The organism is Neptunomonas sp. (genome assembly GCF_041601355.1).
Classification (GTDB): Bacteria; Pseudomonadota; Gammaproteobacteria; order Pseudomonadales; family Balneatricaceae; genus Neptunomonas.
In genome coordinates this window covers 1-24,304 of the sequence record NZ_JBFIIH010000022.1, presented here as the reverse complement: position 1 = coordinate 24,304, position 24,304 = coordinate 1, and the positions used below count along the sequence as shown (strand labels likewise).

Genomic DNA, 24,304 nt, shown 5'->3' with positions numbered 1-24,304 from the left:
AGGTTCAGTCTACCGCTGGTACTTATCAGAATAAGGAGCGCAGTGGGTGAAACGTTTAACCGTCTTATTATTGTTTCCGGTCTCTTTATTACTGGTTTACATTTTACTGGTTGAACAGTTCTGGCTGCCTGGTGTGTACAACAAAGTTCTCGAAGAGAAAGTTGCCGAGGTTAACCGTAGCGCTTATTTGATCGGTGAAGCCATTAAAATATCCCCTTCTAGCGCCAACACATTGATCTCTTCTATGGATATTGATGCAGGGGAGGGTATGTATTGGCGAACTATTTTTTTAGTCGACCCGAACTCATCTGATAATCACATAGTCCCTCCGCTTGGGTATGGCAGTAGTGCTCATCTTATTCATTACCCTATTGAAGGTAGCGCTCTGCAGTTGGCGGCCTGGATTAACGTGGATGCAATATTTCTTCAGTTAGAAAATCAGGTTCGCCCTTATGTAATGATCTCGATTGTTCTGGTATGTGTGTTGTTTTTACTGATGTTGTTGTTGCAACATCGGCTGTTATTAACACCGATAAGGCAGTTAGTGCTTGCTTCAGAGCAGATAAGGACGGGGGGTACTGATTATCCTCTTCCCCGGATTGCAAAAGGTTCTGTATTGGCACCGCTCTTCTCCACCTTTATTACAATGCGGCAATCGTTGGCAGAACAAGAGTTGCAAAGTAAAACCGAAATCAAAGCCCTTGTTTCTGCTAAAGAGCGCTTTAAAGAATCACATCAGATCGCACGATTAGGTTGTTGGGAGTGGCGCCTTTCTGATGATCTTTTTTGGTGCTCAGAGAGTGTAAAAAATATTTTATCGATTACAGATAAGCAGCTTCTGAGTGTAGACAGCTTTGTCTCAGGTGTGCATCCGGCTGATCGCGATAAGGTATTAACACAACTGAAGAAAATGAAAGATGAGGCACGGCCGATCAATATTTATTACCGCGTGGTAGCTCCGGCGGAGCCTGTTTCATCGCTGCCTTTTTCATCAGGAGCTATCCGCCATGTTCAGCTTTTGAGTGATGTCTCGGTCAATCAAAACGGAGAAACTACCCGGATTTATGGAACGTGTCAGGATATTACTGAACATAAAAATATTGAAGCATTACTGAAAAAACTGTCCAGCGCTATCACGCATGCAGGATCCAGTGTGATGATTACGGATGTTATCGGTACGATTGAATATGTGAACCCTATGTTTACTGAGACCACAGGCTACACGTTTGAAGAGGTAGTGGGTCAGCAGGCAGAGTTGTTGAGCCGAAAATGGATCAGCGCTGATTTTTATGATTCATTATGGCAATCACTCCTTTCTGGTCAGCATTGGCGCGGGGAGTTGCAAAGCAGAAAGAAGAATAGCGGCACTTTCTGGTCTCAGGTATCGATTTCCCCTATTAATGATGACGACGGTGAGCTGGCGCACTATGTCATCGTGAGTGAAGATGTGACGAATCTGAAAGTTGCGCATGCGCGCATGGAGCGCTTGGCTTTATATGATGAGCTGACGGGTTTGCCTAACAGGCGCTTTTTTTTCAGCGAGCTTTCAAGGCTGTTTGCTCAAGATGTGATGGAATACCCGGCGGTTGTGATGTTGCTGGATCTTGATTATTTTAAAACCATTAACGATACGCAAGGGCACGGTGCCGGCGATCTGCTGCTCGTCGAAGTCGCTCAGCGCTTAATTGATTGTCTGAGTAACAGTGATATTGCAGTACGCTTAGGCGGGGATGAATTCGCCATATTAATAAATCCGGTGCTGGCTGTTGAGCATGTCGAATTGGTGGCTGAAAATATTTTGAAAGAAATAGCCCGGCCATTTCATATAAATGAGCATGAACTGCAGATCAGTACCAGCCTCGGATTGGCATGGTTACCCAAAGATGGTGATTCGCCGGAGGTGCTGCTCAAGCACGCGGATCTGGCGATGTCCCAGGCAAAGGAGAAGGGGCGTAACCAATACCGTTTCTTTACAGAAAGCCTGCATGATCAGCTTCAGGCTTATATTAGCTTTTCCAGAGAGATGCCTAAGGCGCTGGATGCGCATAACTTCACATTACTTTATCAACCTCAGATCGATCTGAAGTCAGGAGCCATCTGCAGTGTCGAGGCATTGGTTCGCTGGAATCATCCGGAGTTGGGCGTTATCTCGCCACAGGACTTTATTCCCGTTGCTGAAGAGACCGGTTTTATTGTGCCGCTGGGGCGCTGGGTGCTGCAAGCGGCCTGCAAGACTATTAAATACCTTGCGCAGCACCGCATGTCGCATATAAAGATCGCTATTAACTTATCCCCCCGACAGTTTCGTGACCCGAATCTACTGGTCATGGTTCGCCAGGTGATAGAGGAGTATGAAATTGACCCGACCTGCATGGAGCTGGAAATTACAGAGTCGTTACTGCTGCATGATATTGGTTTGGCCATTGATACGCTAAAAGAACTACAGACCTTGGGCATTACTATTGCTATTGATGACTTCGGCATTGGTTATTCATCATTTAATTACCTGAAGACGTTACCCATCAACGTACTGAAGATTGATCGGGAGTTTATAAAAGATATTCCCGATCATCTGGATGATATGGAAATCACCGCCGCCATGATTTCGATGGCCCATCGCTTAAATATGAGTGTCGTAGCAGAAGGGATCGAAACCGAGGTGCAGCGGGCATTTCTTCAGGAGCATTATTGCGATGTAGGGCAAGGCTACTTGTTTAGTCATCCTGTTGTGTTAAACGATTTATTGGTGCTGCTAACGGAGGAAAGAGATCAGTGATGGACTGGTTGCCGGACGGGCTCGGCCAGTTTGACTTGTGGGTGTTAGTCAGTATGAGTGCCTTTACATCCATGATGACGGCTGCGGTAGGGATTGGCGGAGGTGTGTTGTTATTAGCCATTATGGCGCAAATTTTACCCGTGCAGGCCTTGATTCCAGTGCATGGATTGGTGCAATTAGGCTCCAATGGTAACCGGGCTTATATGACGCGCCAGCATATAGACTGGAAAATGAGCCGTTTGTTTATTCTGGGAGTCGTTGTCGGCGCGGTGATTTCTGTTTGGATAGTTATTCAATTACCGTTAGATGTTATTCGCTTAAGTGTGGCGTTTTTTATCTTGTTTTTAATCTGGGGGCCAAAGCCAAAAGCCGTTACTCTGTCAAACGTAAAGCTGGTTATTGCGGGTGGGGTGACAACTATTATATCTGCCTTTGTCGGTGCCACCGGTCCGCTCGTGGCTGCTTTCGTACATCGCCAGAATATGGACAAATTGCCGACAGTTGCTACTTTTGCCGCCTGTATGTCGTTTCAGCATATGTTAAAAGCCATGGTTTTCTTAACGGTCGGATTCGCTTTTCAGGACTGGTTTTTCGTGATCGTATTAATGATTATTAGTGGGGCGGTGGGTACCTGGGTAGGTTTGCATCTGCTGAAAAGTCTGTCTGCTGATCTGTTTAAGCAACTGTTTAGCTGGGTTGTAACTGCTTTAGCCTTGCGTTTATGTTGGCAGGTTTTCTTTTAGGGTAGTGTATCGGTAGCGATCAACGAAAAAACCCGCATATGAATGCGGGTTTTTTGATAGGGCTGTAGAGAGTTTACTCCAGCATGCTTAAATCACGCACCGCACCTTTGTCAGCAGATGTCGCCAGCAAGGCATAGGCTTTAAGCGCCGCCGACACTTTACGTGGACGTGCTTCAACAGGTTTCCAGCCAGCTTTGCCTTTGGCATCCATAGCAGCACGACGTTTGGCGAGTTCTTCATCAGAAACCAGCAAGTTAATCGTACGGTTTGGAATATCGATAAGAATTTTATCGCCGTTTTCAACCAAGCCTATCGCACCGCCTGCTGCAGCTTCAGGGGAGACATGTCCAATCGACAGACCCGAGGTACCGCCTGAAAAGCGTCCGTCGGTCAGTAATGCGCAGGCTTTGCCGAGGCCTTTGGACTTGATGTAAGACGTCGGATAGAGCATTTCCTGCATACCCGGACCGCCTTTAGGGCCTTCGTATCGTACGATAATGATGTCACCAGGCTTAACCTTGTCAGCCAGAATATTAGCCACCGCTTCGTCTTGTGACTCGGTGACGTGCGCCGAGCCTTCAAAGACCAGAATCGAGTCGTCTACGCCGGCAGTTTTCACAACACAGCCATCCAGTGCAATGTTGCCTGTTAGAACGGCAAGTCCGCCTTCCAGAGAGTAGGCATGTTCAAGTGAGCGAATGCAGCCGTTTTCGCGATCACCGTCCAGTGTTGGCCAGCGGGTTGATTGGCTGAAGGCTGTTTGGGTGGGTATGCCTGCCGGGCCTGCTTTGAAGAAGTTAATAACTTCTGCTGATGGGTTACGCATGATATCCCACTTTTCCAGACCTTCCCGCAAGGTGTTGCTATGTATTGTTGGGATGTCCGTATGGAGTTTACCTGCGCGCTCCAATTCACCTAATATTGCAAAGATACCGCCCGCACGATGCACATCTTCAACATGATAGAGTGGTGAGTTGGGGGCGACTTTACATAGCTGTGGGACAGTATGAGAAAGTCGGTCAATATCAGCCATTGTAAAATCTATTTCGGCTTCTTGAGCAATAGCGAGCAAATGAAGAATAGTATTGGTCGATCCGCCCATGGAAATATCCAGCGTCATCGCGTTTTCAAAGGCTTTGAAGTTGCCAATGTTACGCGGAAGAACCGATTCGTCATCCTGCTCATAATAACGTTTTGCTAACTCGACAATACGCTCACCCGCCTCTTCAAACAGACGGCGACGGTCACTGTGCGTTGCCAGAGTGGTGCCATTTCCGGGTAAAGATAGTCCCAGGGCTTCTGTGAGGCAGTTCATAGAGTTGGCGGTAAACATCCCGGAGCATGAACCGCAGGTAGGGCAGGCCGAGCGCTCATACTCTGCGACCTTCTCGTCAGAGGCGGTATCATCAACGGCGATGACCATTGCATCAACCAGATCCAGCTTGTGTTCTGAAAGCTTGGTCTTACCGGCTTCCATCGGGCCACCGGAGACAAAAATAACCGGGATGTTAAGACGCATGCCGGCCATCAGCATCCCGGGGGTGATCTTGTCACAGTTAGAGATACAGACAAGCGCATCGGCGCAGTGGGCGTTGACCATGTACTCAACGGAGTCGGCAATAATGTCACGTGACGGTAGCGAATACAGCATACCGTCATGACCCATGGCGATTCCGTCATCAACGGCGATTGTGTTGAATTCTTTAGCAACGCCACCCGCTTTTTCGATTTCACGTGCAACCAGCTGTCCCATATCTTTTAGATGGACATGCCCGGGCACAAACTGGGTAAATGAGTTGGAAACGGCAATGATAGGCTTATGAAAATCGTCGTCTTTCATGCCGGTGGCACGCCATAAAGCACGGGCACCAGCCATATTACGACCCGCAGTAGAGGTCTTAGAGCGATAAACGGGCATGGATAAATCTCTCTGTCAGTTGTTGATTATATTAGTCGGGAATTATATCAGAAACTCAGGTCAGATAGAGAATGCCGGAATAGTAAATTGAGAGAAGTGAAGAGGATCTCAAAAAAGAAGGTAAAGCATAGCCGTATCTTTTATTACGAGAGAAAAGCTGGGATAGTCTTATCTGAATGGTCTTATCTATATGAACTGAGAATAATGATGTCTGATATAAAGTCTGAGCGCAAAAAAATAGGTTCTGATAAGTGGTTACGGATATTAATGAAAGCCGGTATTCCGCTAGCCGTTATTAGTTTGGGCAGCTTGTGGCTCGGTCATCTGTTGGCTAATCCCGCGTTTGGCAAGGTGTTTCTGCTGACCTTGCCTGTCACGCTTCTGATCGGCTTTACTTATAATATCCGCTACGTCATGTTGGCGGTTCGCCGGCAGCGCCAATCATCAGCTGATGAGTGATTTTTTTCAAGCCCTTCCTTTTATTGATAACCTCAATAGCCTGCAAATAGAACGGCTGCACAATGCTCAGCTGCTGACGATGGAAGAAGGGAGCGTCGTCTTGCGCCAGGGAGATGCATGTAAAGGTTTCCTGATTCTTGTTGACGGCTGTATCAGGGTTTTTGGTCGGTCGACTCAGGGAAAAGAGCTGGAGATGTATCGTATTGAGCAGATGGGAACCTGTGTGCTCAGTACCTCTTGCCTGCTGGCGGGTAACACTTATCCGGCAGAAGCGGTGGTTGAAGAGGATGCGACGTTCTTTTTACTGAGTGCTGATGATTTTACATACCTTCTGTCTGAATCAGCCGCTTTTCGTAGTTTTGTTTTCGATTCATACGCGCAACGTCTGAGTAATTTATTGATGCTGGTCCAGTCGATTGCATTTGAGAGAATTGAAACACGTTTGGCACGCTATCTACTTCATGAGGGACGCAGAAGTCTGGTGTTATCCTTATCGCATCAGCAGATCGCTGACGCGCTGGGCACCGCGAGAGAGGTAGTGAGCCGGCATTTGAAGCTGATGGAGCAGCAGGGGTGGTTGTCGCTTTCCCGTGGACAAATATTGTTATTAGCGCCCTCTGCGATGGAGGTTTATTTAGAACAACAGCTCTGAATGTGACTTTTGTCACTGTGTTTGCCTTCGCTAAGGGGCAAAATCCATTGATAACGTTAAAACACAGTTGGAGATACGGTCATGGAAAAAAATATTGGCTCTGTAGATAAAGTTATACGCATTTTGATCGGGTTGGTTTTGATTGCTTTGGTTTTTGTAGGGCCTCAAACCCCGTGGGGATGGATTGGTGTTCCGGTTATTCTGATCGCATTAGTGGGTACCTGTCCTCTCTATAAGATCATTGGTGTGAGTACTTGTAAAAAGTAGTAACAGGTTCGCAAGTGAAAAAAATAAATAGGCCGACCACACTCCACCGCCTTATGTCAGGCTAGTGGCCGGCTTATTGTTTAATCGATGTTATTAACTATTCGTTAATGCTTATGGGATACAATCTGCTTCTTAGTCGCGTCGAAATAAACTGTTAATAATAATAATTTTCAGACCTGATTTTTTGTCTTGCTTTAGCTACGCTTTGATATACTACGGCATTGTTTTTCATTTTTCGATAAAACTGTGCTGACTATCTTTAGAGGCTAAACTCAAAAGGGTTACCATAATGCCTAATACCCGCAACACTTCATTACTCAAGCATTTGCTGAGATGGATGATGTTATTAACAGTGCTTAGTTGCGCTGCCTTAGCTTCAGACGCTCCTGATACTGTTGTAATGAGTGAAGCCATCGAAATAGCTAAAAAGGCAGTCGGTGGAGAAGTGGTAAAGGCTGATACACTCACGCTGGAAACAGGCTTGGCATATCGTATCCGTTTAGTTAACAATGGGCATGTAAAAGAGGTGTTGGTTGATGCAACCAGCGGTGAGCTGTTATCCCCGTAAAATCAGGAGCGTTATATGAAACTTTTGGTGGTAGAAGATGATGCGGATTTGCGTCGTCAACTGGTCAGTGGGCTGGAGTCCAATGGATATACTGTAGAAGAAACGGCCGATGGGCAGGAGGCTCTCTACCTGGGAACTGAATTTTCTTATGATCTGGCGATTGTTGATTTGGGTTTGCCGTCCTTGTCTGGCGTTGATCTGATAAAAAAATGGCGTGCTAATGAGCGTAACTTTCCTATTCTTATTTTGACCGCACGTAGTGATTGGCAGGATAAGGTAGAAGGTTTAGAAGCCGGTGCTGATGACTTTCTGGTGAAACCATTTCATATGGAAGAGTTGATGGCTCGCCTGAATGCACTGCTGCGCAGAGCGGCAGGTCACGCAAAACCGGTGTTGGAATTCGGCGCCTTGAGCCTGGATACTGTTGGGCGTGTCGTTTCATGTGACTCCCGGCCAGTTAAGTTGACCAGTTATGAATACCGCACGTTAGAGTATCTGATGCTCAATGCAGGAAAAACGGTTTCGAAGTCTGAGTTAACTGAGCATCTTTACCATCAGGATTTTGATAGGGATAGTAATGTTCTTGAAGTATTTATCCGGCGCCTTCGTCAGAAACTTGACCCCGAGCAGAAACTCCAGCCGATTACGACTGTACGAGGCTTGGGGTACAGGTTCGATCTGCCATCCTCTTAATATGCAATGAAGAAGTCTTCTGCTGGTCTGGCATCCAGGTCTCTTAAGGCGAGGCTTCTTTTCGCATCATTTATTCTGCTGCCCATGATAATTGGTGTGGCAGGTTATGCGTTACAAAATTCATTTGCTTACAGCCTTCAAGCGTCATTGGAGAAACGTCTGCGTTTGCAGGTATACCTGATGATAGGCGCGGCGGAGATGCAGGATGGCAAACTGGCTATCCCTGAAACGCAGCATCAACTGCGTCAAGGAGACGAAACTTTCGGATTTATTCATACCCATTTGGGGCTGCTTCAGTGGGAATCGACCAATGCCCATGAGTTGAGTGATAAAGTCCGGGACTCGGTTGCCGCTACCCGCATACGAATCGGCGACACTCGCTTTATATATTTTGAAGATGAAAACCTCTATCTCTATCAGTACCCTCTGCAATGGGAGAGCGGCGGGATGGCGCGTCGTTACCTGTTTTCTATTGTTGAAAATGGGGCGCAACTGTCGGCTGAGCTGAACGCTTATCGAACGCAATTATGGGGATGGTTATTTGCTGTCACCGTATTGGCGCTGATGCTGCAAACGTTAATAACACGCTGGGGGTTGAAGCCCTTAAGTGCGTTAGTCGAGGATCTGCACAATATTGAACGTGGTTATTCGACCCGCCTGGCGGGTTATTATCCCGAAGAGGTGCAGGGCGTAACCGATAGCCTTAATCACTTGCTGCACACTGAGCGGAATCAGCGGGAGCGTTACCGGAATACTCTCGGGGATTTGGCGCATAGTTTGAAAACCCCTCTGGCCGTTATCCGAGGCGCGGGGAACGAACAGATGCTCTACGATGGTTATCGTAATGTCGTGGAGGATCAGGTAAGGAGGATGGATCAGATTGTACAGTACCAGTTGGCACGTGCGGTTCGAAGTCAAACGAATACGATCGCTAAGGCAACCCCGCTAGCGCCTGTTATCAAGCGGATTACGTCTGCTTTGGCTAAAGTGTACCGGGAAAAGAATGTGGATGTCAGTTTGCTGCTGGATGAAACGGCGCTGTTTGGTGCTGATGAGCGTGACATGATGGAGTTGCTCGGTAATATGCTTGAAAATGCTTTTAAGTATAGCCATTCTGCTGTGCGGGTCTCATTGACTAAAGAGGCTGACTGGGTGCAATTAGATATTGAAGATGACGGGCCGGGCGTTTCACGGGAGATGCGGCATGTCATATTGCAACGTGGTGCCAGAGTAGATACGTCGGCGGCGCCGGGGCAGGGAATAGGACTGACCGTCGCTGTTGATATTCTCAGTAGCTATGACGGTCAGTTAGAAGTAAGTGAGTCCTCACTAGGTGGTGCCCGATTCAAAATAATATTGCCTATTGGCTGATCAAAGCACTTTGCTGAAAACTTTAGAGTTTCTCTGATAGTTATAGAGTGCCTGTTTTTTGCCGGGTAGCTTTGCTAGCTGCATTTCTGCAAAACCATGCTCAATAAACCAGTGGGCTGTTCTGGTGGTTAATACGAACAGATACTCCAGTTGCAGTTCACGCGCTTTTTCTTCAATTGCTTGAAGCAGCATCTCAGCCCGGTCCCCACCCTGGTAGGCTTTGGCGATGGCAACACAGGCAAGCTCGCCCATTTTCTCATCAGGAAACAGGTAGAGTGCGGCACAGCCAATAATTGCCCCATCACGCTCAACCACAAAAAACTGTTCGACTTCGGTTTCAAGCAGTTCGCGGGAGCGTCGCACCAGAATTCCGGAATCTTCTAAAGGCTTAATGAGCTCGATAATGCCGCCTACATCTTCGATATTGGCCGCTCTGACTTGCTCATATGACTCTTGAATAATCATAGTGCCCGCGCCATCACGCGTATACAGTTCCGCCAGTAATGCGCCATCATCTTTGTAGCTGATCAGGTGACAACGGGGAACGCCACCGGCGCAGACTTCTGTTGCCATCTGTAACAGTTTTGATAGCTCAGTATAAGCGGTTTCAGGGTCATCAGATTGCAAATGATAATACTGCTGCAGAAAACGTTCGGCTGTGCGTGCCAGCAGTTCGCTGCGCAATATGCCACGGCTATCAATAATGCCTTTTTCAGCACCAAATAAGATCAGTTTGTCTGCTTTTAAAGCAATGGCTGTCTGGGTAGCGACCTCTTCAACGGACAGGTTGAATATCTCCCCTGTGGGTGAATAACCCAAATTGGAGAGTAGTACAATATTGCCCTGATTAAGCTGGCCCCGAATCCCCTGATGATCGATACGTCTGACTTCCCCGGTATGGCAGAGATCGACGCCTTCATAAATACCAATCGGCCTTGCAGTAATGAAGTTGCCGGAACATACGCGGATCTCAGCGCCATGCATGGGTGTATTGACTAACCCCATAGACAGTTTTGCTTCAACAGTACTTCTGAGTACGCCGATTGCTTCGATGACGCATTGCAGTGCATCTGTGTCAGTGACTCGTAAGTCATGATGTAAGCGGGTTTCCAGCTGCTGATTGGTAAGTCTTTCTTCAATTTGTGGGCGCGCGCCATGCACTAGCACGAGACGAATCCCGAGGCTGGTCATTAGGGTGATGTCGTGGACTATGTTGTCAAAGTTATCATCTGCAATAGCTTCGCCGCCGATCATCAAAACAAATGTTTTTCCTCTGTGGGCGTTTATATAAGGCGATGAATGGCGGAACCAGTTTACATAGTTGATGCTTTCGTCACGCACTGCTAGCGTCCCCTTGGATGTCTACACAATAGCGTTGAATCAGCTTTGTAAGAATTTCAACCGTCGGTTTAATCTGATCGAGTGCTAAAAACTCATCAGGCTGATGTGCCTGATTAATGCTACCAGGCCCCATGACGATAGTTTCCATGCCTAATGCCTGTAAAAAGGGAGCTTCTGTCCCGAAAGCAACGGCTTCGGCGCTATGACCTGTTAATTGCTCAGCCATTTTTACCAGGGATGTATTTTGTGCTGTTTCAAAGGAGGGAATCCCCGGAAAGAGTGGTCGGCAGTCTATGCTGACACCAAACATATCTTCAATGGGGCGCACCCGCTTGCTGATATCTTCTCTGATCAGTGACAAATCCATCCCGGGTAAAGGCCGAACATCATACTCTAGTTCACATTGTCCGCAGATACGGTTGGGATTGTCACCACCGTGGATGCAGCCCAGATTCAGTGTCGGCACGTTTACGCTGAATGAGCTGTGTTGATAGTTCTTTTGCAGATGGTTTCTGTATTTTACCAGTTCAGACAGTACCGAATGCATCGCATCCAGCGCATTCGCGCCTAAAGATGGGTCAGAGGAGTGGCCTGACCGGCCGGTTATTCGAATACTTTCCATCATCATGCCTTTATGCATCCTGATGGGTGTCATATCTGTCGGTTCGCCGATTACGGCATAACGCGCCTTGGGTTTGCCTGCATCTACCAGCGCTTGAGCACCGGACATGGAGCTTTCTTCATCAGCTGTCGCCAGAATAATTAACGGCGCAGTCAGAGGCGTGTTTATAAACTGTCGTGCAGCCTCAATGGCGATAGGGAAAAAACCTTTCATGTCGCAAGTGCCAAGACCATAGAGACGATTGTCACGCTCGGTCAGCGAGAAAGGGCTACTCTTCCAGAGCTCTTCATTGCAGGGTACGGTATCGGTATGCCCGGAAAGCACTAAACCGCCCGGGCCTTTCCCCAGTGTGGCAATTAGATTGGCTTTGCCCGGGTAGCCGGGAATGGGCATTATTTCTGTTTGAAAGCCAAGATTATTCAGCCATTCTGCGAGCAATGTGATGACGGAAAGATTTCCCATGTCGTGTTCAGGCGTTGTTGAACTGACAGAGGGCGTTGCAATGAGCTGACCGAGCATCTGTAAAAGGTGTGGTGTTTGTTGAGACATAAAATAAAGCCTGCACAGGTTTTTAGGCTATTGTGCAGGCTTTTTTTTAGAAGGTCGAGTGTATCTGAAGCGGAGAGTGAATCCGCTTAGACAAACATACCTTTAAACATGAAGAAGAACATAATCGCCAGAGCAGCACCTGCTGGCAGGGTGATAATCCAGGAAATAAAGATGGTGCCCACCACGCGAAGATTCAACGCAGCTAAGCCTCGGGCCAGCCCCACACCTAATACCGCACCCACCAGTGTGTGAGTTGTCGAGATGGGCAAGCCGGTACCAGACGCAACCACAACCGTTGCCGCCGCCGCTAATGTTGCTGCAAATCCGCGGCTAGGGGTCAGTTCGGTAATATTATTGCCGACCGTTGCAATAACCTTATGTCCATACATGACCAGACCTGCCACTATACCTGCGCCACCGAGCAGCAGGATCCATACAGGCATAGCTGAGCTCTGAGCAACTTGACCACCAGAACTGACAACCCCGACAATGGCGGCGAGAGGGCCGACTGCGTTCGCCACATCGTTAGAGCCGTGCGCGAACGCCATTGCGCAGGCGGTAAACATCATCAGCACGCCAAATGCTTTTTCGACACTGGCAAAGTGATAGTCGCGGTCTGCTGCGACATCGACTTTAACTTTTCTTAGCATAACAATGCCCACTAGCATTGTTATCACCCCAAACCCAATAGATATCAAAGCGCTATTGGCAAATGACAGGTGCAGGCCGATATGTTTCAACCCTTTGGTAAAGGTAACCATGGAGATGATAAAGCCAACCATGAAGATATACATAGGGACATAGCGTTTGGCATTCTTGAAAGGATCTTCAGTATCCAGAATCAGCTTTTGTACGCTTCTGAATAAGAAAAAGGCAAAGAAGCCTGCTATCACCGGGGATACTACCCAACTGGCAGCAATGCTCGAGACTTTGCTCCAGTTGACGGCGTCAACAGAGATGCCGACGGCAGCAAATCCAACTATAGCACCTACAATCGAGTGGGTCGTGGATACGGGCCAGCCGTAATGTGTGGCAATCAACAGCCATATACCTGCTGCTAATAAGGCTGAGAGCATACCAAACACCAGAAGCTCCGGTGATCCGGACAGCATGGCCGGGTCAATAATACCTTTACGGATAGTTGCAGTAACCGCTCCGCCTGCTAAGTACGCCCCTGCAAACTCGAACAGGATAGCGATTAAAATGGCTTGCTTGAGTGTTAGTGCTTTGGAACCAACTGATGTGCCCATTGCATTGGCAACATCGTTTGCACCAACACCCCACGCCATGAAGAAACCAAACACGCATGCGAGAATGACAATGATATCGCCGTATTGCGCAATAATATTCATATCTGAGCCTTGAAGCTAAAAATTAACGAGCCAGTAGAAGCTGTAAACGGCTTCCTACCTGTTGAGCACGATCAGCCAGATCTCCGATCCATCGGATGACCTTGTATAAGAACATGGCATCAATAGGGTGGAGTTGTTTTTCGATAGCAAATAACTGGGAGCGAATTTCTCGCTCAAGCCCATCATTTATATGCTCCAAATCATCTAGTTCGATCAGCATGCGCTCTACAACCTCTACTTCACGGCCGCGAAAACCAGTGCTTACCAGTTCGTCGAGTTCGTTCATGGATTGCAGTGCTTGCTCGGTCGCGGCGAGCGCGGAGCGTACAAAATCCAGCATTAAGTCCTGGATTTCAACGGGAACAGGCATCTGCCGTCCCAGCATGATGCCGCAGATATCTTTGGCCCGGTTTGCAATCTTATCTTGCATACGCAGCAACTCTAGTAAGTCAGTGCGGGGTACCGGTAAAAAAATACTGTTAGGTAAGTGTTGGCGAACATCCTTTTTCATAGCATCAGCTTCACCTTCAAGTACAGCAATTTTATGCTGGATCTTGCTGGCTTCTTCCCAATCATCAGCAATAACTGCTTCAAAGAAAGGAAGTAGCTGCAGAGCACAGGCTTGTGCTTTTGCAATATGTTCTTGCATTGGTTTGAACGGTGAACGCGCAAACATCTGCAGTATCGGATTATTGGTGACCATGACCTTCACCTATAGAGGAGTTAGTTCGCGCGAAGTATACGAGGAGATTTCATAAATTTGTAGTCTTAATGTCATAAAACTAATAAATGTCTCTTTTTCTAGACATGGCTCAGTTTGAAAAAAAGCTTTATGTGAGCCGTCTCAGGAGAATGTCAGCGCAATGAAAACAATATAACTTTTTGACTTTGCTAAGCGCTTTCGGGTTAATAGTTAACTATTAGTGAGTAGGAAAAAGCAGATGGCATTAGAAACTGAAATTAAATTGTTGGTTCCCCGGGGTGTAATCTCACGGGTTAAGCAGTTGCCGGCATTGCTTGCGGCAAAAGGGTATCAAACACAAAAGTTACGCAATTGGTATTTTGATACACCTGATTTACGTTTGTCGGCTGATAAAGTTGCACTTAGGATCAGAGAGCAGAGCGGTACCTATATACAGACCTTCAAAACCAAAGGTAATAGCGTGAATGGTTTGCATCAACGCGGAGAGTGGGAGTGGCGGATTGATAAACCCGAGTTAGATATTGGTTTATTGGTTGAGGCGGATTACCCACTTGCTAAGCAAGGTGTTGACTGGGCCGCAGAGCTTGAAATTATTTTTGCTACAAACTTTGCCCGAACTGTATGGGTAATTGAGTGGCCTGAAAGTGATACCGTCATTGAAGTTGCCCTGGATCAGGGAGAGGTGAGTTATACCTCGCTGCAAGGACAGACATATGCCGACGATATTTGTGAATTGGAGCTGGAGCTAAAGTCAGGAAAGGTCGAGCAACTGATGGACGCATCGGCTATGTTCAGAATTGCTATTCCAGAGCTGACACCGAGCAATATCAGTAAAGCAGAGCGCGGTTATCAGTTGTTTCATCTGGCACAGGAATGCCGGATTAATGATTAATCTATGGTTTTTCACTGTGTTTTAACTTTAGTATTTAACCAGGTTAGCGCACAATATTTTTATATTCAGCTTTCGCTAAAAGATGGAGTTTTTCTATGATACAGCCAGATTTGCCTAACCTGCCTTCATCTTTACAGACACTGCTGGCTAAACAGTGGGACCGTCTCAGTGATGTACTGGCATCTACTGCTAAGCAATTAACTGATTCTGTTCAGCAGGAGCTGGCGAAGGTTGCGATTGGAAGTGATTACCTGGTTGATCAGTTGATCAGGTATCCGCAGCTGTTGGCATCTCTGCTGGACAGCGGGGTTCTGGATCGGCCGTATCAGCCATCTGAGTATAAGAGCCGGCTGGCTGAAGCGATGCTGTCGATCGATTCAGAAGCGTCAATGATGAGTGTGCTTCGTCAGTTTCGCCAACGCGAAATGGTACGGCTTGTCTGGAGAGATCTGACCCGTAAAGCCAAAATGGCTGATACAACGCGTGAGTTGAGCTGGTTAGCTGACGCGATGATTGATGATACTTTATCTTTGCTCTATGAACAGTGTTGTCAGCGCTGGGGTACGCCTTATGCTTTGAATGACGATGGGAAGCGTGAGCAGCAGTATATGGTCGTGTTGGGGATGGGGAAACTGGGCGCTAATGAGCTGAATTTGTCATCCGATATCGATCTTATCTTTTGTTTTCCCACCAATGGAGAAACTGAAGGCGTTCGCAAAACGCTGGAAAATCAGGATTTCTTCATACGGCTGGGGCAAAAGCTGATTCAGGCGTTGGATACGCTTAATGCTGAAGGTTTTGTTTTTCGCGTAGATATGCGCTTACGACCGTTTGGCTCGGCAAGCCCGCTCGCCTGTAGTTTTGCAGCGATGGAGCACTATTATCAGGATCAGGGGCGTGACTGGGAACGTTACGCAATGATTAAAGCGCGCGTTGTGGCGGGAGATAAAAATAATGGGCGTAAATTACTGACGCTGCTCAGGCCTTTTGTTTACCGTAAATATATCGATTTCAGTGCGTTTGAATCACTGCGTGAAATGAAAGAGATGATTAACCGCGAGGTACGACGAAAAGGGCTGGAGTTTAACGTTAAGCTTGGTTCTGGTGGTATTCGTGAAGTTGAGTTTATTGCCCAGGCATTTCAGTTGATTCGTGGCGGCAGAGATAGCCGTTTACAGCAACGTGAGCTGCGAAATATTTTACCTTTATTGCCTGAATTGGTCGGCATGCCTGAGCAAGCGGTACCAGAGTTAATGGCAGCCTATATTTTTTTGCGAAATGCGGAGCATGCGATTCAGGCTGTAGCCGACAAGCAGACACAGGAGCTACCAAGAGATGACCTTGGCCAGGCTCGACTCGCCTTTAGTATGGGGTTTGATGACTGGGCAGCGTTTGCCAGCGAACTGGAACGCCATCGGGCTGCGATAAGGCAGCACTTTGCTGATGTGATTGCCCCCGCTCAGCAGCAGACGGAGGAAGAGTCGCAGCAGCGAACAGAATGGCTGGCGTTGTGGGATGGGCAGCTATCTGAAGAGGAATCCCTCGAGATTATTGCTGAAAGTGGCTTTGATGATCCAGAGCGTACACTGAAGCTGATAACAGACTTAAAAGCATCCCGAACCATTAAGTTTTTGCAGAATACCGGTGCTGAACGTCTCAAAGTCGTGATGCCAATTCTTCTGGATATGATTTCTGATGCGGATAACGCCACTGAAACCCTGGCGCGTATTTTACTCCTGATTAAATCGGTACTGCGCCGCTCTTCTTATCTGGTACTGCTGGCTGAGAATCCCGGTGCAATGAAGCAGTTAGTGAGGCTGTGTTCCAGTAGCGCCTGGTTTGCCGATCAGTTGGCTAAGAAGCCGGTGTTACTGGATGAACTGATCGATCCGCGTACGCTTTATTCGCCGCCTGATAAAGAGCAGTTAGGCGCAGAGTTAAGGCAGCAATTGCTGAGAATTCCTGAAGAGGATACTGAACAGTTGATGGAGGCATTGCGTTACTTCAAAAGTGCGCACTTGTTGCGCGTGGCGGCTTCTGACATTACCGGCGTTTTACCAATAATGAAAGTCAGTGATTACCTGACCTGGCTGGCAGAAGTGATTCTGGAAAGCGTATTGGATGTCGCCTGGCGGGGCATGGTTGAAAAGCATGGCCGACCCATGAAACAAGCGGGCGTGCCCTGCGATTTGGATTTTATCATCGTCGGGTATGGCAAGCTCGGAGGTATTGAGTTGTCATATGGATCGGATCTGGATCTGGTGTTTATTCACGACAGTGATTCAAATCTGTCTACTGATGGTGATAAATCAATTGCCAATTCAGTATTTTTTACGCGTTTAGGGCAACGGATCATTCATATTCTGAATACATTTACAGCCGGTGGGCAGCTGTACGAAGTTGATATGCGATTACGTCCTTCCGGCAATTCAGGTTTGTTGGTCAGCTCATTAAAAGCATTTCAGGAGTATCAGGAGAAAGAAGCGTGGACGTGGGAACATCAGGCGCTGGTTCGCTCCAGAGCTGTTGCCGGGTCTGCGCGCCTTGCGGCGGAGTTTGAGCAAGTGCGCGCTATTATTTTACAACAAGAACGCGAGCCTGCTGAGCTTAAAAAGGCGGTTGTGGAGATGCGTGAGAAGATGCGTGCGCATCTGGGGACTTCTGCCAAGGAGGCTGAAAACAAACACATATTCAATTTAAAACAGGATTTGGGCGGCATTGTTGATATTGAATTTTTGGTGCAATACAAGGTGCTGGCTGAGGCGTACCGCTACCCTGAGCTGTTAACCTTCACTGATAATATTCGTATTCTGGATGCGATTGAAACAGCAGGTTTACTGGCTGCTGATGATGCAGAATCTTTGCGTGAAGCCTATAAAGCGTATCGTGCTGCTGGCCATCGTTTGACGTTGCAGGATCAGTCAAGTGTGATTAGTGAAAGTGAGATGAAAGACAGTCGGGAGTCGATCACCCGGATCTGGTCATCGGTGATGGAGGCTTAGTGAATGATTAACGCCACAATGCTGAGGCTGGAAAAGGCAAAAAATAAGGATGTAAAATAAAAAGCCTGACTGTATTTGAATAAAGTCAGGCTTAGACTAACGGTTTGTTACTTTTGCTGTTCCCGGATGTCGTGACTTACTTTCAGGCTCAGACCCGGGTTAACCAGCCGTGAGTATCTTCAGCTTTGCCCCATTGGATGTCATTCAGCGCTTGGCGTAATTTCAGAGTGGTTGTGCCTACTCCGCCATTGCCTACTTTATATTCGTTGCCTTTGTGCAACAAGGTACCGACTGAAGTCAGTACAGCCGCGGTACCTGATAGTGCTGCTTCGCATCCTGGTTTTGCCGCTCGTTCCAGTAGCTCATCAACGCTGAGATGGCGCTCAGACACTTTCATGCCCATGTCACGTGCAATGGTCAATATAGAGTCGCGTGTAACGCCGTGCAGGAAGCTTTCATCCAGCGCCTTAGTGATGATTTCATCGCCATCGATGAGCAGGAAGTTGGCAGCGCCTGTTTCCTGAACATCACCATTGGGGCAAAACAGCACCTGATCGGCATTTAAATCTTGTTTGGCCTGCATGATAGGACGTAAAGCACTGGCATAGTTGCCGCCACTTTTAATCATGCCCATATGAGCAGCACAACGCATACCATTCTCTTCTAATAATAAGCGCAGCGTTGTATCACCGCCGGAGAAGTAATCGCCGACAGGAGAAAGGAGAATATACTGGCAAGAGGTCCGCGTAGGGGCGGCTGCTTTACCGATGGCGGGTTCAGTACCGATATGTGTTGGACGGATATACATAGACCCCGGTGGTTCGGGTACATCATCGGCAAAACGGGCGACAGCATCGAGAATCATTTTCTGCGTCGCATCTTTATTGATGGCCGGGAGGCTCAGCAGGCGACTACTTTGGGCGAAACGCTCAAGGTTTTGATCCATGCGGAAGATATTGATAGAGCCATCCGCGTGCCGGAACGCTTTTAAACCTTCAAAGCAGGTGCTGGAGTAGTGCAGCACATGAGCACCCGGATGAAGCTGAAGACTGTTGCTAGACACCATCTCAGACGGACTCCAGCCAGAGCCGTCAAACCAGGAAATTGCCATTTCTGGCATGAAAACGGTACCGAATGCTGCCATGTAACCTACCTCGAATTCAAAAATAAGGGTCAACTGAGCCGATGTGTTGCAGCGGGCGAACTAAAAAGCGTCTGGCGCTGTAGAGAGACTCGAGACATTGATTGTAATCACCACGGGCGCAAAAGGGAATTGCCTCGTAAAGGTAAAATATTAAGCGCTCTCATTGGGTGTTTAGTGAAGACTCTTGTATTATGGGTCACAGTGCAGGCGCGCGGGTCTGACTTTGTTGAGAATTATTCAAAACGACCAATTAATTTAGTGGAACTAATGTGTCCGATATTGTGCCTGATATTTGTATTATAAGTGATGGGAAACCCGGTCATTTGAATCAGTCTTTAGGCTTGGTCGAAGCGTTGTTGCGAACTAACGCATCTCTGACCTATAAAGTCTGCCCGCCTGCGTCATGCTGGCATCTTCTGAAATTACTTATTACTCACCTGTTTACGACACCCGCACCATCAGAGGTTAGGCTTTTCGTCGCGGCCGGGCATCGCACTCATCTGACTTTGCTCGTGTATAAGTGGTGTTTTGGGCGGAAAACAGACGCGAAAGCCGTCGTATTGATGCAACCGTCTTTGCCTTTGCGCTGGTTCGATCTTTGCCTAATTCCTGAGCATGACCAGCCAGCGTCAATGCCGAATGTGATCGAAACCTGGGGTGCGTTGAATCGGGTTCAACCTGGTATTAAAGCTAAAAATACTGGTTTGATATTAATAGGCGGGCCTTCGAAGCATTTTGATTGGGATGAGCGGCAAGTCATCAACCAATTAAAACTGATACTAGAACAGAAAGAAGAGCACAAAGAAGGTATAGATTGGATTCTGACAACCTCACGTCGTACACCTGAATCGTTCTTAGTCAGTTTGTCTGCGGCACAACTGAAGATAAACATTGTTCCGTGCGCGCAGACGGGCAAAGATTGGTTGCCGGAGCAACTGGCTACTGCCGGGACTTGCTGGGTTACAGAAGATAGTGTGTCAATGGTGTATGAGGCACTGACGGCAGGTTGTCGTGTTGGGCTAATTGAATTAAATAGTAAAACAGACAGTCGGATTGCCAGAGGGCTGGCGAGATTAAGGGCTAGCGGTAGAGTGCGATCACTTAAACAGCCGGGTAATCCTTCGGAAAAGGTGCTGCCAGCGCTGGCGGAAGCCAGGCGCTGTGCTGATCTGATTATAAAAAAGGGCTGGATATGAAGGTAGTGCAGGTACTGCCTGACCTTAATGGTGGCGGTGTAGAGCGTGGCACGCTGGAAGTGGCAGAAGCATTAATCAAAGCCGGTCACGAGTCAGTTGTCATATCAGCGGGCGGTAGAATGGTAGCTGAGCTGGAAGCAGCCGGAAGTCGTCATGTCCAGTGGGATCTGGGTAAAAAGTCGCTGCTGACTTTTCGACATATCTGGGCAGTACGTCAATGGCTCGCAGATGAGCAGCCCGATATACTTCACTTACGCTCCCGTATGCCTGCCTGGGTTATGTGGTTTGCCTGGCGCGGTTTGCCAAAAAAACAACGTCCGCACCTGGTGACAACGGTACATGGTCTTTATTCGGTATCCCGCTATAGCGCCATTATGTGTAAAGGCGAAAAAGTGATCGCTGTATCTGATACCGTTAAAAAGTATATTGTCGATAACTATCCACAGACCGCCAAGGCGAAAATCGTTAGAATTTTCCGCGGAGTTGATGCAAAAGATTTTATCTACGCATACCAGCCTTCCGCTGATTGGAAAAAGGCATGGTATGCTCAGTTTCCTCAATCACAGCATAAAATAGTACTGACATTACCCGGGCGTTTAACGCGTTTGAAAGGGCATAATGACTTCATTTCACTCATCGAACGCCTTGTGCGGGCGGGTCTGAATGTGTGTGGCTTGATCGTTGGAGGAGAGGATCCTAAGCGACAGGCCTATGCGCAGTCGTTGCATCAGAGCGTTATTGAAAAAGGCTTGAGTGACAGGATTATCTTTACGGGTGCACGGTCCGACATACGTGATATTTACGGGATTAGCCAACTTGTCTTTTCACTCTCCACAAAGCCTGAATCATTTGGACGAACCGTGCTCGAAGCATTGAGGATCGGGGTGCCTACGGTGGGGTATGATCATGGAGGCGTTGGCGAAATTTTAACGGCTATGTTTGCACAGGGAAAAGTTGAATTGGGCAATGCCGATGAGCTTGATGCCGTCGTAAAAAGTCTGATTGAATCCGGGCAAAAGCCAGCAGAAAGTAGCTGTTTTACTAAGCAGGACATGCTGGAGAATACATTAGCGGTTTATAACTCGCTTGTTGTTGCGCCGCATAATAAAGAGAAATGAAACTTCTTTGATGAAGTGCGAAGTGATGGCCGGCAATGAAGAGGGTGATCTTGAAAATCATTATATTCAGCTGTGTAATAATATAACGGCGACTTTTGTCCATAAATTAGTATAGACATGACTTGTTATACTTGTCTGAGTTATCATCCTTTGTCGTATATCTCCAGCGTCAAACTCCTCCTCCATTAATCTTGGGAACTCCGATGAAAATAGCTATTATTAGTGTTGATTTTGCGCCGAATGTCGGCGGGGTCGCAGCACATGTTGTAGAGCTAGGGAAGGCCTTGGTTACGCTTGGTCATGAAGTGCATGTCCTGACGCTACCCATCGCAGATAAACAAGAATCACTAGAAACCTGGCAGGGTATGATAGTGCACCGTCCCCGCTTACCGAAACCAAAGCCTTTCTATACCTTTTGCATGAAGTTTTGGTTAAAGCGTTTTTTAAAGAAACATCCTGTGGATATTATACATGTACATGGAATGCGTCCTCTGGAAGCGACCAAAGGGCTTAATGTCCCGGTGATATTTACTAATCATACTTCTGGATACCTTCGACGGATAGAAAAAGGTCCGAAAGTCCACGCTGAATTGGCGAAACGACTTGATCATGTTTGTCATGTATTAGCGCCAAGTGAAGAGCTTTGTGAGGCTACCAGAGTTGTTGGGTTTGCTAAACCTGTCGATTTTATTCCTAATGGTGTCGATGTCACTCGTTTTACACCTGCATCAATACGCCCCGAGCGTCCTGTGACTATCTTGCTGGCAAGAAGGTTGGTCGATAAAAATGGTGTTACCGTTTATGCCGAAGCGGTAAGTGCACTGAAAGGGTTAGATGTACAGCTTGTTTTTGCTGGCAATGGTGCTGAGCGGGCAAAAGTTGAACGCATTTTAAAATCAAATGGAATGTTTGAGAAGAGTACTTTTCTTGGTGATGTATCTAATCAGGATATGCCGGATGTCTACCGGTCGGCGGATATTTCTGTGTTGCCATCCTTTATGGAAGCCACGAGTATTACCGGTTTGGAGTCTATGGCCTGTGGTCTGCCGCTTATTGGTACAAGAGTAGGGGGGATTCCCGCGCTGATTACTGAGGGAGAAACAGGATTGCTAGTGCCTCCCGGCGACCCTGATGCTCTGGGTGAAGCATTAGTGAATTTAGTGAACAACGCTGTGCTACGAAAAGAAATGGGGTTAAAAGCACGTATAAAAACAGAACAACAATTCTCATGGCTTCAGATAGCCGAAAGAACAGCTACCATTTATCGACAGTATATTTAAGGGTAGTTGTTAATGGGTTGTTTTAAATTTTTAAAAAGTGCGGGATGGGCTCCCTGGTTACCGCTGTTGGCGGTAATATCAATCCCATTTGGACGTTCTGTAGAACTTTTTGTTTTAATTATGGCTGTTATTGGCTTATACGATTTAATAAAAAATCATCAGAACCTTCGTCAATCTTTTGGCTTTAAAGCTTTTACCCTTGTCTTTCTCTGTTTTATGCTGCCGGCATTATTGTCCCTGTCCGATGCCTTTGATTTTAAAAACTCCGCAACAAGCTTTATCGGTATGGCGCGATTTTATTTTGCCGGGTTGTTTATTATTAATCGAATAACAAACTATAACCCCCATCTTTGGTTGGCGACCGGTATTGGTTGTGTTTTAGCTTTCTGGGGGGTGGATGCCTGGTGGCAGCAAATATCAGGTCACGACCTGTTGGGTCTGCCTCCTTTCTCCTCGGGGCGGATCAGTGGTATTTTCAGTGAAAATGCAGAGTTAGGCCTGATGATTATTCCTTTCCTGGGTGTGGCTATCGCTGCGTTTAAAGAAAGAATTAATGTCTGCGCAGCAATGATATTCGCTCTGCTGAGTGTGTCCGTTATTTTGATTAGCGGTGATCGTGCTGCATGGGTGTCGCTCTTAGCAACTGCGGTATTGTGGATATTGTTATTCAGGCCTAAGAATTTTAAGTTTTCTAAGAATCATTTTTTAATAAGCATCAGTGGGATTGTTTTAATGGCTGTTGCTGTTTTTAATACGCCACAGTTTCAAGCAAGGTTAGATAGATCATTAATCGGATTCAGTGGGAATTATGAATCAGTTAATACGGCTTCCTCATTTCGTCTGCCTATTTGGAATGCCGCGCTGAGCATGTTTGCTGATAATCCTATTAATGGTGTCGGTGTCCGTAGTTTTCGTTATGCATATCCTGACTATGCGTTGTCTGATGATATTTTTGTTGATAAAACATTACCCAGAGAGCAACAGGTAGGGGCTTATCAGCCTCACCAGATAATTTTAGAGTTTTTGGCTGAGATGGGTATTATTGGTATTGCTGGTTTTATGGCTGCGATTTGGATACTTTTTGTTAAATGGTACCCTATCGTGCGTAGTCAGCAATCAGCATTGGCGGGTGGCTATCTTATTTCATTAATGGCTATTTTCTTTCCAATAAACTCTCACTTATCTTCTTTTTCTTCTAGTTGGGCTCAAGTGATCTGGTTGTTAGTTGCATTATGCGTATCAGCAATGGCGGTAGAGAAACGAGATGACGAAATTAAAGAAATTAAATATGATGCTGCAATATCCGCTACTGCTGAGCTTAAAGTAGGGTTGTAAGTATCTATGAAAGAATTAACTCAAGTACTGGCGGTGGGGCGAACGCGTACTGTGTATCAATGCCCGGATAAACCTGATTGGCTGATCAAGATCGAAAACAGGCATGCATTGTTATCGGTTGGAAAAGTCAGTTTATTTCTCCGCGGTTTGATCCATCGTCTGCTTCCTTTTTATTCAGAGAATGCGCGTGAGCTGCGCATATATAAAAAACTAGTTTTTTCTTTGCAAGGTTATATTCCTGAATATGAAGAAACATTAGTTGATACCGATAAAGGACTAGGTTTAGCGTGTCGGCAAGTGTTAGATGATAATGGTCAGCTATC

The 24,304-nt window shown here is 47.0% G+C and carries 21 protein-coding genes; 15 read left to right on the top strand and 6 right to left on the bottom strand.

The annotated features are described in order from the left end of the window. Positions 1-46: 46 nt before the first annotated feature. Together ABY436_RS05535 and ABY436_RS05530 are read left to right on the top strand one after the other, a co-directional pair. Positions 47-2,776 carry an EAL domain-containing protein gene (locus ABY436_RS05535; protein ID WP_372738023.1) on the top strand — a complete coding sequence of 910 codons (2,730 nt, stop codon included), beginning with the start codon at positions 47-49 and terminating at the stop codon, positions 2,774-2,776. Next, a complete protein-coding gene (locus tag ABY436_RS05530; protein WP_372738036.1) occupies positions 2,776-3,519 on the top strand; it encodes a sulfite exporter TauE/SafE family protein in 744 nt (247 codons plus the stop codon). The genes ABY436_RS05535 and ABY436_RS05530 overlap by 1 nt, the downstream gene beginning before the upstream one ends. A gap of 73 nt (positions 3,520-3,592) precedes the next feature. On the opposite strand, the gene ilvD is transcribed toward ABY436_RS05530, so the two are convergent. Beyond that, the gene (gene ilvD, locus ABY436_RS05525) at positions 3,593-5,437 is read right to left on the bottom strand and encodes a dihydroxy-acid dehydratase (protein ID WP_372738022.1); all 1,845 of its coding nucleotides are present in this window, start codon (positions 5,435-5,437) and stop codon (positions 3,593-3,595) included. A gap of 204 nt (positions 5,438-5,641) precedes the next feature. Here ilvD and ABY436_RS05520 point away from each other — a divergent pair, with 204 nt between their 5' ends. The 6 genes from ABY436_RS05520 to ABY436_RS05495 all read left to right on the top strand — a co-directional run bounded on the left by ABY436_RS05520 (position 5,642) and on the right by ABY436_RS05495 (position 9,447). Further along, positions 5,642-5,896, top strand: coding sequence for a hypothetical protein (locus ABY436_RS05520; protein WP_372738021.1), 255 nt, complete (start codon positions 5,642-5,644; stop codon positions 5,894-5,896). Further along, on the top strand, positions 5,889-6,548 hold the full coding sequence (locus tag ABY436_RS05515; RefSeq protein WP_372738020.1) for a Crp/Fnr family transcriptional regulator: 660 nt from the start codon (positions 5,889-5,891) through the stop codon (positions 6,546-6,548). The genes ABY436_RS05520 and ABY436_RS05515 overlap by 8 nt, the downstream gene beginning before the upstream one ends. A gap of 81 nt (positions 6,549-6,629) precedes the next feature. Next, positions 6,630-6,815: a DUF2892 domain-containing protein gene (locus ABY436_RS05510; RefSeq protein ID WP_372738019.1), complete on the top strand. Its 186-nt coding sequence runs from the start codon at positions 6,630-6,632 to the stop codon at positions 6,813-6,815. Positions 6,816-7,104: 289 nt separating this feature from the next. Further along, positions 7,105-7,383 carry a PepSY domain-containing protein gene (locus tag ABY436_RS05505; protein WP_372738018.1) on the top strand — a complete coding sequence of 93 codons (279 nt, stop codon included), beginning with the start codon at positions 7,105-7,107 and terminating at the stop codon, positions 7,381-7,383. Between the two features lie 15 nt (positions 7,384-7,398). After that, positions 7,399-8,076, top strand: coding sequence for a response regulator transcription factor (locus ABY436_RS05500; RefSeq protein ID WP_372738017.1), 678 nt, complete (start codon positions 7,399-7,401; stop codon positions 8,074-8,076). A gap of 84 nt (positions 8,077-8,160) precedes the next feature. Further along, complete coding sequence (locus ABY436_RS05495; protein ID WP_372738016.1) at positions 8,161-9,447, top strand: ATP-binding protein; 1,287 nt, start codon at positions 8,161-8,163, stop codon at positions 9,445-9,447. On the opposite strand, the gene argA is transcribed toward ABY436_RS05495, so the two are convergent. From argA to ABY436_RS05475, 4 genes are all read right to left on the bottom strand, one after another. After that, on the bottom strand, positions 9,448-10,788 hold the full coding sequence (gene argA / locus ABY436_RS05490; protein WP_372738015.1) for an amino-acid N-acetyltransferase: 1,341 nt from the start codon (positions 10,786-10,788) through the stop codon (positions 9,448-9,450). Then, the gene (gene argE, locus ABY436_RS05485; RefSeq protein ID WP_372738014.1) at positions 10,781-11,959 is read right to left on the bottom strand and encodes an acetylornithine deacetylase; all 1,179 of its coding nucleotides are present in this window, start codon (positions 11,957-11,959) and stop codon (positions 10,781-10,783) included. Before argE ends, argA begins: the two co-directional genes overlap by 8 nt. 86 nt (positions 11,960-12,045) lie before the next feature. Next, positions 12,046-13,311 carry an inorganic phosphate transporter gene (locus ABY436_RS05480; RefSeq protein WP_372738013.1) on the bottom strand — a complete coding sequence of 422 codons (1,266 nt, stop codon included), beginning with the start codon at positions 13,309-13,311 and terminating at the stop codon, positions 12,046-12,048. A 22-nt stretch (positions 13,312-13,333) separates the two neighbouring features. Continuing rightward, on the bottom strand, positions 13,334-14,014 hold the full coding sequence (locus ABY436_RS05475) for a TIGR00153 family protein (protein WP_372738012.1): 681 nt from the start codon (positions 14,012-14,014) through the stop codon (positions 13,334-13,336). A gap of 238 nt (positions 14,015-14,252) precedes the next feature. Between ABY436_RS05475 and ABY436_RS05470 the strand changes: the two genes are divergently transcribed. Next, positions 14,253-14,906, top strand: a complete 654-nt coding sequence (locus ABY436_RS05470; protein ID WP_372738011.1) for an inorganic triphosphatase — start codon at positions 14,253-14,255, stop codon at positions 14,904-14,906. A 95-nt stretch (positions 14,907-15,001) separates the two neighbouring features. Beyond that, positions 15,002-17,908: a bifunctional [glutamate--ammonia ligase]-adenylyl-L-tyrosine phosphorylase/[glutamate--ammonia-ligase] adenylyltransferase gene (gene glnE, locus ABY436_RS05465; protein ID WP_372738010.1), complete on the top strand. Its 2,907-nt coding sequence runs from the start codon at positions 15,002-15,004 to the stop codon at positions 17,906-17,908. A gap of 148 nt (positions 17,909-18,056) precedes the next feature. Here the strand turns inward: glnE and ABY436_RS05460 are convergent, their stop codons facing one another. Beyond that, the gene (locus ABY436_RS05460) at positions 18,057-19,052 is read right to left on the bottom strand and encodes a branched-chain amino acid aminotransferase (protein WP_372738009.1); all 996 of its coding nucleotides are present in this window, start codon (positions 19,050-19,052) and stop codon (positions 18,057-18,059) included. Between the two features lie 269 nt (positions 19,053-19,321). On the opposite strand from ABY436_RS05460, the gene ABY436_RS05455 reads away from it, so the two are divergent. The 5 genes from ABY436_RS05455 to ABY436_RS05435 form a co-directional block, all read left to right on the top strand. Further along, positions 19,322-20,248, top strand: coding sequence for a mitochondrial fission ELM1 family protein (locus ABY436_RS05455; RefSeq protein ID WP_372738008.1), 927 nt, complete (start codon positions 19,322-19,324; stop codon positions 20,246-20,248). After that, positions 20,245-21,366, top strand: coding sequence for a glycosyltransferase family 4 protein (locus ABY436_RS05450; RefSeq protein WP_372738007.1), 1,122 nt, complete (start codon positions 20,245-20,247; stop codon positions 21,364-21,366). Before ABY436_RS05455 ends, ABY436_RS05450 begins: the two co-directional genes overlap by 4 nt. Before the next feature lie 203 nt (positions 21,367-21,569). Next, entirely contained in the window at positions 21,570-22,646 is a 1,077-nt protein-coding gene (locus ABY436_RS05445) for a glycosyltransferase family 4 protein (RefSeq protein WP_372738006.1), read from the top strand. A 12-nt stretch (positions 22,647-22,658) separates the two neighbouring features. Further along, positions 22,659-23,981, top strand: coding sequence for an O-antigen ligase family protein (locus ABY436_RS05440; protein ID WP_372738005.1), 1,323 nt, complete (start codon positions 22,659-22,661; stop codon positions 23,979-23,981). Between the two features lie 6 nt (positions 23,982-23,987). Then, on the top strand, positions 23,988-24,304 hold a 317-nt coding region (locus ABY436_RS05435), incomplete at its 3' end, for a YrbL family protein (protein ID WP_372738004.1).

Bases quoted from the DNA above. Each gene is read 5' to 3' on its own strand.
- ABY436_RS05530 (WP_372738036.1), top strand. From the start codon at position 2,776: ATGGACTGGTTGCCGGACGGGCTCGGCCAGTTTGACTTGTGGGTGTTA.
- ilvD (WP_372738022.1), bottom strand. From the start codon at position 5,437: ATGCCCGTTTATCGCTCTAAGACCTCTACTGCGGGTCGTAATATGGCT.
- ABY436_RS05520 (WP_372738021.1), top strand. From the start codon at position 5,642: ATGATGTCTGATATAAAGTCTGAGCGCAAAAAAATAGGTTCTGATAAG.
- ABY436_RS05515 (WP_372738020.1), top strand. From the start codon at position 5,889: ATGAGTGATTTTTTTCAAGCCCTTCCTTTTATTGATAACCTCAATAGC.
- ABY436_RS05510 (WP_372738019.1), top strand. From the start codon at position 6,630: ATGGAAAAAAATATTGGCTCTGTAGATAAAGTTATACGCATTTTGATC.
- ABY436_RS05505 (WP_372738018.1), top strand. From the start codon at position 7,105: ATGCCTAATACCCGCAACACTTCATTACTCAAGCATTTGCTGAGATGG.
- ABY436_RS05500 (WP_372738017.1), top strand. From the start codon at position 7,399: ATGAAACTTTTGGTGGTAGAAGATGATGCGGATTTGCGTCGTCAACTG.
- ABY436_RS05495 (WP_372738016.1), top strand. From the start codon at position 8,161: ATGATAATTGGTGTGGCAGGTTATGCGTTACAAAATTCATTTGCTTAC.
- argE (WP_372738014.1), bottom strand. From the start codon at position 11,959: ATGTCTCAACAAACACCACACCTTTTACAGATGCTCGGTCAGCTCATT.
- ABY436_RS05480 (WP_372738013.1), bottom strand. From the start codon at position 13,311: ATGAATATTATTGCGCAATACGGCGATATCATTGTCATTCTCGCATGC.
- ABY436_RS05475 (WP_372738012.1), bottom strand. From the start codon at position 14,014: ATGGTCACCAATAATCCGATACTGCAGATGTTTGCGCGTTCACCGTTC.
- ABY436_RS05470 (WP_372738011.1), top strand. From the start codon at position 14,253: ATGGCATTAGAAACTGAAATTAAATTGTTGGTTCCCCGGGGTGTAATC.
- glnE (WP_372738010.1), top strand. From the start codon at position 15,002: ATGATACAGCCAGATTTGCCTAACCTGCCTTCATCTTTACAGACACTG.
- ABY436_RS05460 (WP_372738009.1), bottom strand. From the start codon at position 19,052: ATGGCAGCATTCGGTACCGTTTTCATGCCAGAAATGGCAATTTCCTGG.
- ABY436_RS05450 (WP_372738007.1), top strand. From the start codon at position 20,245: ATGAAGGTAGTGCAGGTACTGCCTGACCTTAATGGTGGCGGTGTAGAG.
- ABY436_RS05445 (WP_372738006.1), top strand. From the start codon at position 21,570: ATGAAAATAGCTATTATTAGTGTTGATTTTGCGCCGAATGTCGGCGGG.
- ABY436_RS05440 (WP_372738005.1), top strand. From the start codon at position 22,659: ATGGGTTGTTTTAAATTTTTAAAAAGTGCGGGATGGGCTCCCTGGTTA.